The organism is Pseudomonadota bacterium, assembly GCA_038533575.1.
Lineage (GTDB): Bacteria > Pseudomonadota > Alphaproteobacteria > Rhodobacterales > Rhodobacteraceae > Shimia_B.
On record JBCAYL010000002.1, the window covers coordinates 41231 to 54926 of the forward strand.

Here is a 13696-nt window from a genome sequence, read left to right on the forward strand (position 1 = left end):
CTACTTCCCGATGCAAAACGAGGAAAAGACCTGTCCGAGAACCTCCTCCACATCCACCTTCCCCAGGATGGCGTCAAGCTCTCGCACGGCAGCGCGCAGTTCTTCGGCAACAATCTCCTCAGGGGCATGTGCCGCCAATGCGCTCAGCGCAGCATTCAGGAAATCCTGGCAGGCTTTCAATCGCTCCTCCTGACGACGCGATGCCATCGGCCCGGACCTGTTCGCCTTTTCTTTCAATCGGTCGGAGATCTCTGCCATGAGCTCCGGCATACCGGCACCGGTCTTGGCTGAGATAGCTCCGATTGCCTCCGTCAGATCTTCCTTGGTTTCCCGAACGACATCACCCAGCTTCCTGATCTCGTCATCCGGCTGCTCTCCGGGATTACAAAGGAAAAGTCGAAGATCAGCAGCACGGGCGCGGGCATACGCCCTGCCTACGCCGGCGCTTTCGATGGTGTCTTCGGTGTCCCGTAGACCAGCGGTGTCCAGAAACGTCACCAGATGCCCGCCCAACGAGACGCGCGCCTCGATTACATCTCGCGTTGTACCAGCAATGTCAGACACAAGCGCCGTGTCCCTTTGTGTTATCGCATTGATAAGAGTGGATTTTCCAACGTTCGGCGGGCCAACGATCGCGACTTCGAATCCTCTTTGCACAGCCCGCGCGGCACCCGCGCCATCGATCAGCTGCCTTACGAGAAATTCCACAGCTTCAATCTTGGCCCGCATTGCCTCGTCGAGACCATCTGGAAGCTCTTCATCCGAAAAATCGATCTGTGCTTCACTCAAGGACAAAGCTTCAACCAGGCTCTGACGCAGGTCCTGAAATTTCTTGCTCAGATCGCCCGCAAAGACGCTTTGCGCGCGACTGAGCTGTGCCTCTGTCTCTGCTTCGATGAGCTCTGCAAGGCCTTCAACTTGAACAAGATCCAATCGACCGTTCTCAAACGCGCGGCGCGTGAAGTCCCCGGCTTCAGCGGGCCGGAGTCCGGGCAAGCTTGCGAGTTCGCCAAGAAGCTTGTCCACCACGGCCAAGCTTCCATGCGTGTGGAATTCAACCACTGGTTCACCGGTGAAACTACCGCCTGCCTCGAAACTCAGGACGAGCGCTTCGTCGATGACCTCGCCTTCCAGGCTTCGAACGCGACGCAAGCCTGCTGTTCGTGGCCTCGGCAGCGATCCCACCAGCCTCTCAGAGACTGTGAACGCCTCCGGTCCGGACACGCGGATAATCGCCACGCCAGCACGCCCCGGCGCCGTCGCCAGGGCGAAGATGGTCGACGCAGCGCTCGACATACCCGTCAGGTGTTCATGGAATCGAAGAACTCGGAGTTCGTCTTCGTTTGCTTCAGCTTGGAAATGAGGAACTCGATCGCATCAGTGGTCCCCATCGGATTTAGGATGCGACGGAGGACGTAGGTCTTCTGGAGATCGATCTTGTCGACGAGAAGATCCTCTTTCCGCGTGCCGCTTTTCAGGATGTCCATCGCCGGGAACACGCGCTTGTCGGCCACTTTCCGGTCAAGCACGATCTCCGAGTTACCCGTCCCCTTGAACTCTTCGAAGATCACTTCGTCCATGCGGGACCCGGTATCGATCAGCGCTGTCGCGATGATCGTGAGCGATCCGCCTTCTTCAATGTTCCGCGCGGCACCAAAGAAACGCTTCGGGCGCTGCAGCGCATTGGCATCAACACCGCCGGTCAGGACCTTGCCGGATGAGGGCACCGTCGTATTGAAGGCACGGCCAAGGCGCGTAATCGAGTCGAGCAAGATAACCACGTCGCGCTTGTGCTCCACGAGGCGCTTGGCCTTTTCGATCACCATCTCCGACACGGCGACGTGCCGCGTGGCCGGCTCATCGAATGTGGACGAGACCACCTCACCCTTCACGCTCCGCTGCATGTCCGTAACTTCTTCAGGACGCTCGTCGATGAGCAAGACGATCAGGTAGCATTCCGGATGGTTGCGCTCGATGGATGTCGCGATGTTCTGAAGGAGGACAGTCTTACCCGTCCGCGGCGGTGCCACGATCAGGGATCGCTGCCCTTTTCCGATGGGTGCGACGAGGTCGATGATACGCGCGGACCGATCCTTGGTCGTCGGATCGTCGATCTCCATGGTGAGCCGCTCATCGGGATAAAGCGGTGTCAGGTTGTCGAAGTTGATCTTGTGCCGCGCCCGTGCCGGATCTTCGAAATTGATCTTCGTCACCGAAGTCATCGCGAAATAGCGCTCGTTGTCTCCCGGCGCCTGGATCACGCCCTCAATGGTGTCGCCCGTTCGCATGGAAAACTGCCGGATCATATCGGGAGAGACATAGATGTCGTCCGGACCTGGCAGATAGTTTGCTTCGGGGCTGCGCAGGAAGCCAAAGCCATCTTGCAGGACTTCGAGAACGCCATCACCCGAAACTTCCCAGCCCTCTTCAGCACGCTCTTTGAGGATCTGGAACATCATCTCACCCTTGCGCATGGTGGATGCGTTCTCGATCTCGAGCTCTTCAGCCATGGACAGAAGGTCCTTTGGGCTCTTCGCCTTCAGGTCAGCAAGGTTCAGCCGCTCAGCGGTCATCGCATGTCTCCGGTGCACGGCCTAAGGGCGGTGCGCATTTATACTCTGTGAAGGTGCTGTCCCAGAACAGGGCGCAATGTGCGCGTAGGCCTTTCCCGTTTCTGAGTCAATCCGATGGAAGTTCGTCAGTCGGGGCCAGCCAGACATAAAAAAAGAATTATAAGAAAGAAGGTTGTTGTTTGTTTATGGGGCGCGAGAATCTGTGGATCAAAGGTTGTCCTCAAGCTTGCAAACAGGGCTCAAAGAACGCGAGTGAATATTTATCAAATTAAATCAAGATTTTAAAACTAAACACCGGTGAGCTAAGCGTCGAGGCTCGTCCTGTCCACAAGTCCTGATTTTCCTTTTCCACGTGTGGGAAAAAGTCCTGGCGATGGGGACGTTACGGCTGTGTTTCCACGTCTCGCCGTGTGCGGTCGCTTGTCCTCATTTTCCTCCGATGTCTATCCTCCGCGCCATGCACGAACCTATCCACAGCTCTTTCTTGCATCTCGCGTCGGGGTCGGCGGTTCGCCAAAGACTGCTGAGAGCCTCCGGGCTGGACATCACGGCGCGGGCGGTCTCGGTCGATGAAGAGAAGATCAAGCAGGATGCACAGGCCAGTGGTCTGAGCTTCCCTGAGATGGCGATTGAACTCGCACGTCGCAAGGCCGCCGCTGCGGAGCAGACTGCACGCTTCGTTCTGGGGTGCGATCAACTGCTCGATGTTGAAGGTAGGCTGATCTCCAAAGTGGAGACGCGTGAAGCCGCGGCCGAGGTCTTGCAATCTCTACAAGGCCGGACGCATCGCTTGCTCTCCGCCGCGGTCGTCTTCGCGGCAGGTCGCGAGGTCTGGTCTGCGGTGACAGAGGCCAGGCTTTCGATGCATGCGCTGAATGCCGAAGATATCGACGGATATCTCTCGGCCACATGGCCCGAGGTTGGCAATTCGGTGGGCTGCTATCATCTTGAAGGCCGCGGCGTACGGCTCTTTTCACGGATCCAGGGGGATTACTTCACGATCCTCGGCTTGCCGCTGCTCGAGTTATTGAGTTTTCTGCGCGCTGAGGGAGGGCTCCGGCCATGACGCATGCGAATATGCCGTTGGCCGGCGTTGTGGGTGATCCCATCGCGCATTCGAAATCTCCAAAGCTCTTTGCGCACTGGCTGCAGACGATGAACCTGCCGGGACAATACGTGCCGCTGCCGGTCAAGACAGAAGACTTCGAAGAGGTCGTGCGCGCCCTGCCACGCATGGGCTTCAAGGGCGTGAACATCACGATACCACATAAGTTGGCCGCGCTTTCGATTGCCGAGAAGAAGAGCGATCGGGCCGTGATGATCGGCGCAGCAAACACGCTCATTTTCCGATCCGACGGTCTTATTCACGCCGACAATACGGATGGATACGGTTTCCTCGCGAACTTACGTGCCGCGGCGCCGTCCTGGGAACCGAAAGCGGGACCAGCGGCTGTCCTTGGGGCCGGTGGCGCAGCACGGGCGGTGCTCAATGCCCTTCTCGACAGCGGCGTGGAGAAAATCCTTTTGACCAATAGGACAAAGGGAAAGGCGGAGACGCTTCGCACTGATTTCGGTTCGCGTATCGAGGTCGTTGATTGGGTCGATGCCGGGGCTGCCGTGGAGGATGCGAAGACGATCGTGAACACGACGTCACTCGGAATGGTCGGCCAGCCCGATCTTCGCGTGCCACTTGATGGTCTCGCAGCTGGAGACGTTGTTTCTGACCTCGTCTATGCACCTTTGGAGACAGATCTCATCAAAGCAGCGCGGGCGGCGGGGTGCGTGGCAGTGGATGGGCTTGGAATGCTCCTGCATCAGGCCGTGCCAGGATTTGAGCGGTGGTTTGGCGCGCGGCCAGAAGTCACCAACGCCACGCGGCTCGCTGTACTTGGATGAGTTACTTGCTCGCCCTCACCGGCTCCATCGGCATGGGAAAAAGCACCGCCGCCGGCATTTTCACACAGCATGGAGTCCCAGTATGGGATGCGGACGCGGCTGTCCATGATCTTTATTTACCGGGCGCGGCGGGTACGAAGGTGGTCGAAGCGTTGGTGCCAACCGCCGTTGGTGCGGCTGGCGTCGATCGCGCCGCGCTTCGTGAAGAAATGAAGGCGGACGAGACGCTTCTTCCCCGCCTCCAAGAACATATCCACCCGCTCGTGGCAGCCGACAGGGCTGACTTCATTGCACAGAGAGACGAGGCGGTTCTGGCCTTTGACATCCCCCTCGTCTTTGAGCTTGGCAACGAAGGTGACTTCGACGGCGTCGCCGTCGTCACAACGGAGGAAAGCTTGCAGCGTCAGCGCGTCCTGGCCAGAGAAGGGATGACGGCCGAGACCCTCGAGTTTATCCTCTCCAAACAGCTTTCCGACGCTGAAAAACGGAAGAAGGCAGACTTCTTGATCGACAGCACTTCCCTCGCCACAGCGGAACGGGATATCAAAGCAATCCTCGCCAAGATTGGAGCTCCTGATGCGTGAGATCGTACTCGATACGGAAACCACCGGCCTTGATCCAAACGAAGGTCACAGGGTTGTCGAGATCGGCGCGGTCGAGCTCCATAATCACGTGCCGACAGGGCGAACCTACCATCAATACATTGACCCGCTCCGGTCGATGCCCAAGGAAGCCTTCGACGTCCACGGGCTGGGTGACGACTTCCTGCGTGGCAAGCCGGTGTTTGCGGATATTGCCGAGGCGTTTCTGACATTCATCGGCGATGCGAAGCTTGTGATCCACAACGCCTCATTCGACATGAAATTCCTCAACGCCGAGCTTGGCTGGTTGGATCGCAAAGCCATTCCAGCGGACCAGGCCATCGACACGCTTGCCATCGCCAAGAAGAAGTTTCCCGGCTCTCCAGCCTCATTGGATGCGCTCTGCCGCCGTTTCAACATCGACAACTCAGCGCGGACGCTGCACGGCGCGCTTCTCGATTCAGAGATCCTGGCGGAAGTGTATTTGCAGCTCATCGGCGGCAAGCAGCCGGACTTCAATCTCGCCTCGCAAACAAGCCAGGCTGCCACGAGTACTGAGCCGGCTTGGCGACCTGCGCCTCGGCAAAAACAACTGGCGCCCCGCCTCACAGAAGCGGAGCGCCTTGCGCATCAACGGTTTATCGAAAGCCTGTCGGGCGACACGCTCTGGTAGGGTCAGGCGTTGCCTGCCGCCTCGCCAGATGCTTTCTGCGCTTCCATACGCCGCTTGATCTCGTTTCGGTAAAGGCCAACGAAATCAATGTTTTCGAGATTCAGAGGCGGGAAGCCACCATCCCGGGTGATGTCGCTGACGACGCGCCGCAGGAACGGGAAGAGCAGGCGCGGGCATTCGATGAGCAGGAAGGCATGCATCTGCTCTTGCGGTACGCCCTCAATGTGGAAGAGGCCCGCGTAATCGAGCTCGAGGACGAACAGGGTCTCGCCGCTGTCCTTGGCCTTGGACGTGACCGTCAGCTTGATGATCGTCTCGTATTGATTGTCGCCACCGCGCTTGCGTCCATCAAGCGCGACTTGGACGGCCACTTCAGGCTTCGCATCCGGTTGCGCGCCTTTCTGGGCAAGGACATTCTCGAAGGAGAGATCCCGCACGTATTGTGCCAACGCGCGCACGTTCACATTCGGTTGCTTCTGTTGATCACCGGCTGCAGTGGCTGCAGGGGCGTCTTGCGCTCCATTCTCGGCCATTATTTTCGCTCCAAAGCTGTTTGAGCGCGTCTAACAAGGGCTCAATGGCGCGTCCACCCGGAAGACCCGGGCTGTTCGGGCGTGTCTTCGCCGACATCGCGGAACTCACCTTCGATGATCGTGTCCCGCGGCCTCTGCGGCCCTTGCTGGTTCGCGCGATGGATGATGACCCTCTTTCGAACACGGGCGATGACGACCTGACGAATGCCCGGGATGAGCAAAGCAAACCCGACCGCATCCGTGAAAAAACCGGGTGTTAACAGCAAGGCAGCCGAGATCAGGATCATCGCGCCGTGGGCCAGAGGCTCCGTCGGATCATCGAATTCGTTGAGCGACTTTTGCAGCTTACCAATGGCCGCGAAGCCTTGTTGCCTGACAAGGAGCGTTCCAATTGCGGCGGTGAGCACGACGATGCCGAGCGTCGGCCAAAGGCCGATGAAGCCGCCAACTTCTATGAAAAGGCCGATTTCGATGAGCGGGACAGCCAGAAACGCAACAAACAGCCACATGTGCGGCACTCCTTTCTGATCACGCCTCAGGACAGGTGCCGTGCGGTGGACTTGTACTGCTGCGACCCCTACATAAGCATCTGCTAAGAGCTTTGCCATTGCGCCTGAGGTCCCTCTATGAATTCGCCCATCATCCAGTTGCTTGTGCTTGCTGGAATTGCTGTCTTCCTCATCCTGCGCCTGCGATCCGTCCTCGGGACGCGTGACGGCTTTGAGCAAGACGTGAGCCGTGGCGACAGCTCCGCGCGGGATCGTGCCGCGGCGCGCGATTTCGAGGTCATCGAGGGCGGCCCAGACCGAGACATCACCGATCACGTCGATGAAGACGGTCCGGCCGCGGAAGCGTTCAAGCAGATGAAGCGGGTCGAGCCCGGCTTTTCGCTTTCCGAGTTCATTCAAGGTGGCGGGCAGGCCTATGAGATGATCCTCATGGCCTACGAAAACGGCGATCTTGGCGGTGTGCGAGATTTCATCGACGCGGATATCTATTCGGCCTTCGCCGAGAGCATCGAGGCGCGTCGCGATCAAGGCATATCGATCGATGCGGAGTTCATCGGGCTGCGCGAAGTCTCCGTCGACGAGGCGACCTTTGATGAGGCGAGCCAGGAAGCGGAAATCACCCTTCGGTTCGTGGGCGAATTGAGCTCGACCGTGCGCGACAAGGAGGGCGAGATCATGGAGGCGGAGTCGAGCCCCATGAAACGCACCCGCGACAGCTGGACGTTTGCGCGCCGGATGGGTGGAGACGATCCAAACTGGATGCTTGTCGCCACCGGAGGCTGACCCGATCTTCCGCTGCGGTCCCTTCCACCGCCTTTCTGCGGTCCCTCCTCATTTGGCAATCTGGAACCTGGCTTGTGAGGTGGTGCGATGACCCGCAAGCGCAAGCTTCGCCCGGACGAGCAGGAGCTCTGGTCCCGGGTGGCATCGACGGCGTCACCTCTGGATCCCAAGCGCGCGGAAAAATCCGCCCTGGTTCTCCCAAGCGCAAAGCCACCTGAGCCGAAGCGCGCGGGCCCCGCACCCATACAGAGTTTCGAGATCGGGCAAAAAGCTCCGTGCCAAAGCAGGATTCCTGAGCCTCGCAAGCCAGCGCCGATGATGGATGCAAAGGCCTTTCGCAAGCTCAAACGGGGGAAGCTGAGACCCGAAGCACGGATCGATTTGCATGGCATGACGGTGGATCGGGCGCACCCTGCACTCCTGCGATTCATCATCGGCTCCCACGCGAAGGGCTTGCGCCTTGTCCTCGTGATCACCGGCAAAGGCGAAGGTCCCGGCCCCAGCGGCCCTCTTCCCTACCAACGCGGTATTCTCAGGCGGCAGGTGCCGTCTTGGCTCTCTCAGGCACCACTTGGCTCACTCATCCTTCAGACTGCGCCTGCCGACCGACGGCACGGCGGAGAGGGCGCGCTCTACGTCTATCTACGTCGGCAGAGGTAGGCGCGCCCGGTTGCGCGCCAGTCCGACCCAGAGAATAGCGCCCGCGCCTAGGAAAAAGACACTGATACACCAGAATTGCAGCTCGATCCCAATTCCTGCCGTGATGAGCGCCCCGGTGACCCCCGGCCCGACAGCCGATCCTAAAACCATGATCGCCGAGGACGCTGCCTTGATCGAACCGAGGTGCTGGGTGCCGTAGTACTCGCTGAAGAATGATGCAGGCGCGTTGGCCTGGATGCCGGCCCCGACGGCGCAGATCATGAGACCGACGAGCGCCATGCCGAGGCTCGGCGCATAGGCGAGTGTGGCGAAGCCGAGCGCCCAAGGCAGTGGCCAGAATGCCATCACGCTGCTGCTGCCGCGTTTGTCGATCATTGCGCCCGAGGCGAATGTGGACGCGATCGCCACGGCGATGAAGCCCGGGAAGAGAGCCGTATAGGCCGCGAGCTCCCAGCCTTTGACTTCGACGAAATGCACTTGCTGGAAAAAAAGCGCCGTCCCCCAGGCCGGAGGGGCCAGAAGCATCGGCACGGCAAGCCAGAAGAGGGAATGGCGCAACATGTCAGCCCGGCTCCAATGGTGGCCATCCATGCCCGTGACTTGAGAGTCCGTTGCGACGGATTGCGGGGTGCGCTCGAACTTCAGAAGCCATGTGAGCACTGGGATTGCCGCGAGGCAGAGCATGGCGGCGAGCATCCAGCTTTGGCGCCAGGTGATCACTGCCAGAAGGGAAACGAAGATGAACGGCAGCGCGGCGTTCCCCAAGGAAAACCCTAGGGACGCGATCGAAAGGGCCGTGCCGCGAGAGGCTGCAAACCATCGCGCCATGGAGACGATCGCGAGCTGAGATGTCATCCCCTGGCCGAAAAAGCGCAGGGCGAAGATGACGATCACGAGGCCCAAGGCTGTGCTGTTGATCGCCATACCCATGCAGGCGAGCGCAAGGCCGGGAAGGACGAAGAGCAGCAAAGCACGGGCGCGAAACCGGTCGGTGAGAACGCCGGCAAAAATCATGACGGCTGCCGAGGCCATGGTCGCGACCATGTAAAGCAGACCCCAGCCGGCATCTGTCAGGCCCACCTCGTCCATGATTTGCCCGGCGAAGAGCGAGATGAAGTAGGTCTGCCCCCAGGACGATGAGAACGTCAGCAAGAAGCCTGCGCCCAAGAAGGCCGCGTTTTCTTTGATGAAGCGGAGCATTGGCCCGGCGTACGCTCTCGAGGACGCCAGCGCCAGACGTCAGAGCATGTAGCGGCTCACATCCATGCTCTTGGTCAGCTCGCCGAGGTTGTCGTTCACGAACTGATCGTCGACGGTAATCTCGACGCCCGACTTGTCAGGTGCGGTGAAACTCAGCTCTTCGAAGACGCGCTCCATGACGGTGTAGAGCCGCCGCGCTCCGATGTTCTCGACGTGCTCGTTCACATCGGCGGCGACTTTTGCGAGGGCGGCAATGCCCTCCTCGGTAAAGCTTACGCTCACGTCCTCCGTGCCCATGAGCGCCGTGTATTGGCGGGTCAGTGCATTGTCTGTCTCTGTGAGAATCCGGACGAAATCGGCCTCGGTCAGAGGGCGTAACTCCACACGGATCGGAAGCCGTCCCTGCAGCTCTGGGAGCAAGTCGGATGGTTTGGCCACGTGGAAGGCACCGGAGGCGATGAAGAGGATGTGGTCCGTCTTCACCGGGCCGTGCTTCGTCGAGACCGTGGTGCCTTCTATGAGCGGCAAGAGATCGCGCTGCACGCCCTCGCGGCTGACTTCCCCGCCGCGCTCGCCCTTTGCGGCGACCTTGTCGATCTCGTCGAGGAAGACGATCCCGTTCTGCTCCACCGCTTCGATGGCCCGCGATTTGACTGTTTCGTCGTCGAGAAGCTTGTCGGCTTCCTCCCCGATCAGGATCTCGTAGCTTTCGGCGACGGTCATCTCCTTGCGCACCGTCCGTTGAAATGCCTTCCCGAACATCGCGCCCAGATCCATCATCTGCCCTGCTCCCGGCTGTCCGGGGATCTCGAAGCCGCCCATTGGATTTGACGTGTCCTGCAGCTCGAGCGAGATTTTCTTGTCGTCGAGCTCCCCTGCCTTGAGCTTCTTCCGGAACATATCGCGGGTCTGTTCTCGTGCGCCTTCGCCGGCGATAGCCTCGATGACGCGGTCCTCGGCGGCTTGGTGCGCGCGTGTCTTCACATCCTCGCGCATGTGCTCGCGGGTCATGGTGATGGCGCCCTCCAAGAGGTCGCGAACGATCTGTTCCACATCCCGGCCGACATACCCCACCTCGGTGAACTTGGTGGCCTCCACCTTCAGAAACGGAGCGCGCGCGAGCTTTGCAAGCCGGCGGCTGATCTCGGTTTTGCCAACGCCCGTCGGGCCGATCATCAGGATGTTCTTCGGATAGACCTCGTCGCGCAGGTCGTCAGGCAGCTGTTTTCTCCGCCAGCGGTTGCGAAGGGCCACGGCGACAGCGCGTTTTGCGTCCTTCTGGCCGATGATGAAGCGGTCAAGCTCGCTCACGATTTCACGGGGAGTGAGGTCAGTCATGGATCACCGATGGAGGTAAGCGTTTCAAAGGAAGGACGGGCTTCAGGGTCTTGAGCAACTTGGCTCTGATGCGCGCCCAGAAGGCGCCTAGGAAGACGAGGACAAGCCCGAGGGTGAGAACGGTCCAAGCACCGCCATCGCCGTCGAAAACGACCCATGCCAGAGCCACCGAATACCCAACGGCCGCGATCAGGAAGGATCGCCTGTCGATGATGATGGCCACGATGGCAAAGAGCATCAGCGTCACGAAAAGGAGTGCGTTGGCACCGCCATCGAGGAGTGTCAGGGCGACCGTGTTCACGAGCGCAGGCGCGGCCACGACATGCAGCCAGAAGCCGTTCGCCGCCCGCCGGGTGACGCGGTGCGGGTCCGACATGTCGAAGGTCATCGCCAAAGCAAAGACCACGACGCCCAAGGCAAGGGTGATCCATGCGAAAGGACCACCGGCGGAAAGCAGGAAAAGATCGCTGATGTCCCTCGGGGATCCCGCCTGATCAGCAGCAAGAACGAGAGCGACGATGAACGCGCCGATCGCCACGAGCGCCAGGGCGAAGGGGACCTTGAAGCGCAGCCAGTGGACAAGGAGAGCCACCGTCGTCAGCGCCAGTGGCACCGGAAGGCTCGAGAAATCCTCTTGGGCGACCATGAAAGGCTGAGCGAACCATGCCGTAAAGCCAACAGAGGCATTACCGGCCCAAAGGAGGGAGAGCGCGATGGCCGGAGCCACCATGCGCCGTTTGCGAATGAAGTATTCTGACAGAGCCCAGGTCAGGAGCGCCCCAAGGACCGTCACCGGGATGACCCGCTCGATCCAGCCTCCAAGGGCCGAGGCCACGTAGAGGCCCGCGACAGCGGCATAGCCGGTGGCGAGGATGCCGAGGCCGACGACGATGAAGATCTCGTTGAAGCCTTTGAAAAGCTCGAAGGGCTCGTCACCCTCGGCCAAGTTCTCCCGCGCGCCGCGTCTGGCGTCCGCGAGCGATGCAAGCGAAGCCGCCTGGCTCTCTGTCACGATCCCTGCCGAAACCGCGGCACACAGGTCGTCGCGTTCGATCACAGGCTCTCCACCGTGAGGTTGCCGTTGGTATAGACGCAAATGTCTGCGGCGATGGCCATGGCCTCGCGCGCGATAGTTTCAGCGTCCTTGTCTGTGTCCATGAGCGCCCGGCCTGCGGCGAGCGCATAATTCCCGCCGGAGCCGATCGCGGTCACGTCATGCTCGGGCTCGAGCACGTCTCCGGCACCCGTGATGACGAAGAGATCCGTGCCGTCGGAGACGATCAACATGGCCTCGAGCTTTTGGAGGTACTTGTCCGTCCGCCAGTCTTTGGCCAATTCCACCGCGGCGCGCGCCAGTTGCCCTGGGGTGCCTTCGAGCTTTGTCTCGAGCCGCTCGAGAAGTGTGAAGGCATCTGCCGTGGAGCCCGCAAATCCCGCGATGATATCCGTGCCACCCGGTGAAAGCCGCCGCACCTTTCGCGCAGTCCCCTTGATGACCGTATCGCCGAGGCTCACCTGACCGTCGCCGGCGATGACGACCTTGCCACCCTTGCGCACACCGATGATCGTCGTGCCGTGCCACCCGGGGCTTTTCTTGTCATTCATTGAGCAATTTCCCTTTGGGCGGTATATCATGCCGGTGAAAGCGATTGACAACCCGACAGATGTTTCGAGCCAGATCGACCCCGTTGGAGGCTAGGCTTTGGCCGCGCCTGGCCGAAGACGCTGGGTTGGACCCAAACGACTTCACGCCTGACAAGAAATGGGCCCATCGCGGGCAGAGACGATACTCCCTCGTTTCCCTGTACCGGGGCAAAGCGGGGCGTGATGTCGTGCTCAAGGCTGATCTCCAGGATGTCACGGCAGGAGAATTCGAGAAGCTCGTGACCACCCAATCCGCCGCGTCTGACGAGATGCGCGTCAACAACCGCGTGCCAGGCGTTCTCTCGGTCCACGTGAGCGACAGAGCCTTTCTCATGGACGCTGTGAAGGGAGATCAGCTCCACCACCTTGTGGAAGAAGCCGAGGACCATCTCGCCCTCCTCCAGCGCGCCGGTGCGTGGATCGACGCTTTCCATAGGGCCGGGCTGGAAGAACAAAGGATCTTCCGCCCCGGCTTCAATTCCAAGCGCCTGAAAGACCTCCATGAGCAGGTGCAGAGCGGCCTTCTCAAGGTCACGGACGAGGAAGATTATCTAAGCGCTCTCGATCAGGTACTGGAAGTACTCCCCGACTTCGCGGGCAGACCGACGCAAGTCGCTTGGCAGCACGGGGACCTGAACCTTCACAACCTGCTCATGGACGGTGATGAGATGTGGGGAATTGATTTCACGAAGGTCGACCCCGTCCCCATCGGATATGACGTGGCTCGGTTTCTGCTCCACTACAGCGCCTTGCTCGCGGATCACGGGCAGCTGGAGCCCGGTTGGCCAGCTCCGCCCGCTGCTGTCGAGGCCTTCTTCAAGGGCTACCAGCTCGCGACTTTTGACGATCCGTCTATCCAGGCAATTCTGCGCGTGAAAATCCTCAATGACTGGGCGCGCTACCCAGAGAGCCGCCTCAAAATGAAAACGCGGCAGCGCTTCCGGTTCGAGCGCTACCGCGACATTCTCAGGTCATTGATGGCGGTTTAGATGCTGTCTTCGATCCAGCCCTGAAGAGCCGATTTTGGCGCAGCGCCCGCGCGGTTGGACACGACCTCGCCGTCCTTGAACATGAAGAGCGCCGGGATGCCACGGACGCCCAGCTGTGCGGCGGTGTTCGGGTTGGAGTCCACGTCGACCTTCACGACCTTCACTTTGCCAGCCATCTCTTCGGAAAGCTCTTCGAGCGCGGGCCCGATTTGCTTGCAGGGGCCACACCACTCGGCCCAAAAGTCCACGACAACCGGCACGTCCGACTGGCGGACCTCGGCGTCAAATGTTGCATCGGTGGCAGCGACGGTCGCCAT

At 60.3% G+C, this 13696-nt stretch carries 16 protein-coding genes; 7 read left to right on the top strand and 9 right to left on the bottom strand.

Annotated elements, in window-relative coordinates; translation table 11 throughout:
* Positions 1–1296 carry a tRNA uridine-5-carboxymethylaminomethyl(34) synthesis GTPase MnmE gene (mnmE, locus tag AAFM92_12165; protein MEL7301129.1) on the bottom strand — a complete coding sequence of 432 codons (1296 nt, stop codon included), beginning with the start codon at positions 1294–1296 and terminating at the stop codon, positions 1–3.
* Between the two features lie 5 nt (positions 1297–1301).
* Positions 1302–2573 (bottom strand): transcription termination factor Rho, encoded by a 1272-nt coding sequence (gene rho / locus AAFM92_12170; protein MEL7301130.1) that lies wholly within the window; start codon positions 2571–2573, stop codon positions 1302–1304.
* A gap of 457 nt (positions 2574–3030) precedes the next feature.
* Between rho and AAFM92_12175 the strand changes: the two genes are divergently transcribed.
* The 4 genes from AAFM92_12175 to dnaQ are packed head-to-tail and all read left to right on the top strand — an operon-like array spanning position 3031 to position 5723.
* Positions 3031–3639, top strand: coding sequence for a Maf family protein (locus AAFM92_12175; protein MEL7301131.1), 609 nt, complete (start codon positions 3031–3033; stop codon positions 3637–3639).
* Positions 3636–4469 (top strand): shikimate dehydrogenase, encoded by an 834-nt coding sequence (locus tag AAFM92_12180; GenBank protein ID MEL7301132.1) that lies wholly within the window; start codon positions 3636–3638, stop codon positions 4467–4469. Before AAFM92_12175 ends, AAFM92_12180 begins: the two co-directional genes overlap by 4 nt.
* Positions 4466–5053: a dephospho-CoA kinase gene (coaE, locus tag AAFM92_12185; protein MEL7301133.1), complete on the top strand. Its 588-nt coding sequence runs from the start codon at positions 4466–4468 to the stop codon at positions 5051–5053. Before AAFM92_12180 ends, coaE begins: the two co-directional genes overlap by 4 nt.
* The gene (gene dnaQ / locus AAFM92_12190) at positions 5046–5723 is read left to right on the top strand and encodes a DNA polymerase III subunit epsilon (GenBank protein ID MEL7301134.1); all 678 of its coding nucleotides are present in this window, start codon (positions 5046–5048) and stop codon (positions 5721–5723) included. The genes coaE and dnaQ overlap by 8 nt, the downstream gene beginning before the upstream one ends.
* Before the next feature lie 2 nt (positions 5724–5725).
* Here the strand turns inward: dnaQ and secB are convergent, their stop codons facing one another.
* Positions 5726–6256 (bottom strand): protein-export chaperone SecB, encoded by a 531-nt coding sequence (secB, locus tag AAFM92_12195; protein ID MEL7301135.1) that lies wholly within the window; start codon positions 6254–6256, stop codon positions 5726–5728.
* Between the two features lie 41 nt (positions 6257–6297).
* Entirely contained in the window at positions 6298–6765 is a 468-nt protein-coding gene (locus tag AAFM92_12200) for an FxsA family protein (protein MEL7301136.1), read from the bottom strand.
* 117 nt (positions 6766–6882) lie between these two features.
* Between AAFM92_12200 and AAFM92_12205 the strand changes: the two genes are divergently transcribed.
* Positions 6883–7548 carry a Tim44/TimA family putative adaptor protein gene (locus AAFM92_12205; protein ID MEL7301137.1) on the top strand — a complete coding sequence of 222 codons (666 nt, stop codon included), beginning with the start codon at positions 6883–6885 and terminating at the stop codon, positions 7546–7548.
* Positions 7549–7938: 390 nt separating this feature from the next.
* Entirely contained in the window at positions 7939–8208 is a 270-nt protein-coding gene (locus tag AAFM92_12210) for a Smr/MutS family protein (GenBank protein ID MEL7301138.1), read from the top strand.
* Here the strand turns inward: AAFM92_12210 and AAFM92_12215 are convergent.
* From AAFM92_12215 to hslV, 4 genes are read right to left on the bottom strand one after another with little or no spacing between them, the layout of a single operon-like run.
* Positions 8191–9408, bottom strand: coding sequence for an MFS transporter (locus AAFM92_12215; protein ID MEL7301139.1), 1218 nt, complete (start codon positions 9406–9408; stop codon positions 8191–8193). The genes AAFM92_12210 and AAFM92_12215 overlap by 18 nt on opposite strands.
* Before the next feature lie 39 nt (positions 9409–9447).
* On the bottom strand, positions 9448–10746 hold the full coding sequence (hslU, locus tag AAFM92_12220; GenBank protein ID MEL7301140.1) for an ATP-dependent protease ATPase subunit HslU: 1299 nt from the start codon (positions 10744–10746) through the stop codon (positions 9448–9450).
* Positions 10739–11803 carry a hypothetical protein gene (locus AAFM92_12225; protein MEL7301141.1) on the bottom strand — a complete coding sequence of 355 codons (1065 nt, stop codon included), beginning with the start codon at positions 11801–11803 and terminating at the stop codon, positions 10739–10741. The genes hslU and AAFM92_12225 overlap by 8 nt, the downstream gene beginning before the upstream one ends.
* On the bottom strand, positions 11800–12351 hold the full coding sequence (gene hslV, locus AAFM92_12230; protein MEL7301142.1) for an ATP-dependent protease subunit HslV: 552 nt from the start codon (positions 12349–12351) through the stop codon (positions 11800–11802). Before hslV ends, AAFM92_12225 begins: the two co-directional genes overlap by 4 nt.
* 227 nt (positions 12352–12578) lie before the next feature.
* On the opposite strand from hslV, the gene AAFM92_12235 reads away from it, so the two are divergent.
* Positions 12579–13379 carry a phosphotransferase gene (locus AAFM92_12235; protein MEL7301143.1) on the top strand — a complete coding sequence of 267 codons (801 nt, stop codon included), beginning with the start codon at positions 12579–12581 and terminating at the stop codon, positions 13377–13379.
* On the opposite strand, the gene trxA is transcribed toward AAFM92_12235, so the two are convergent.
* Positions 13376–13696, bottom strand: coding sequence for a thioredoxin (gene trxA, locus AAFM92_12240; protein MEL7301144.1), 321 nt, complete (start codon positions 13694–13696; stop codon positions 13376–13378). The two genes, AAFM92_12235 and trxA, sit on opposite strands and share 4 nt — an antisense overlap.

What these genes read in the sequence shown, in the direction of transcription:
- AAFM92_12215 (MEL7301139.1), bottom strand. Translation starts at nt 9,408, where the DNA reads ATGCTCCGCTTCATCAAAGAAAACGCGGCCTTCTTGGGCGCAGGCTTC.
- AAFM92_12205 (MEL7301137.1), top strand. Translation starts at nt 6,883, where the DNA reads ATGAATTCGCCCATCATCCAGTTGCTTGTGCTTGCTGGAATTGCTGTC.
- AAFM92_12180 (MEL7301132.1), top strand. Translation starts at nt 3,636, where the DNA reads ATGACGCATGCGAATATGCCGTTGGCCGGCGTTGTGGGTGATCCCATC.
- hslU (MEL7301140.1), bottom strand. Translation starts at nt 10,746, where the DNA reads ATGACTGACCTCACTCCCCGTGAAATCGTGAGCGAGCTTGACCGCTTC.
- AAFM92_12210 (MEL7301138.1), top strand. Translation starts at nt 7,939, where the DNA reads ATGACGGTGGATCGGGCGCACCCTGCACTCCTGCGATTCATCATCGGC.
- trxA (MEL7301144.1), bottom strand. Translation starts at nt 13,696, where the DNA reads ATGGCGACCGTCGCTGCCACCGATGCAACATTTGACGCCGAGGTCCGC.
- secB (MEL7301135.1), bottom strand. Translation starts at nt 6,256, where the DNA reads ATGGCCGAGAATGGAGCGCAAGACGCCCCTGCAGCCACTGCAGCCGGT.
- AAFM92_12175 (MEL7301131.1), top strand. Translation starts at nt 3,031, where the DNA reads ATGCACGAACCTATCCACAGCTCTTTCTTGCATCTCGCGTCGGGGTCG.
- mnmE (MEL7301129.1), bottom strand. Translation starts at nt 1,296, where the DNA reads ATGTCGAGCGCTGCGTCGACCATCTTCGCCCTGGCGACGGCGCCGGGG.
- dnaQ (MEL7301134.1), top strand. Translation starts at nt 5,046, where the DNA reads ATGCGTGAGATCGTACTCGATACGGAAACCACCGGCCTTGATCCAAAC.
- rho (MEL7301130.1), bottom strand. Translation starts at nt 2,573, where the DNA reads ATGACCGCTGAGCGGCTGAACCTTGCTGACCTGAAGGCGAAGAGCCCA.
- hslV (MEL7301142.1), bottom strand. Translation starts at nt 12,351, where the DNA reads ATGAATGACAAGAAAAGCCCCGGGTGGCACGGCACGACGATCATCGGT.
- coaE (MEL7301133.1), top strand. Translation starts at nt 4,466, where the DNA reads ATGAGTTACTTGCTCGCCCTCACCGGCTCCATCGGCATGGGAAAAAGC.
- AAFM92_12200 (MEL7301136.1), bottom strand. Translation starts at nt 6,765, where the DNA reads ATGTGGCTGTTTGTTGCGTTTCTGGCTGTCCCGCTCATCGAAATCGGC.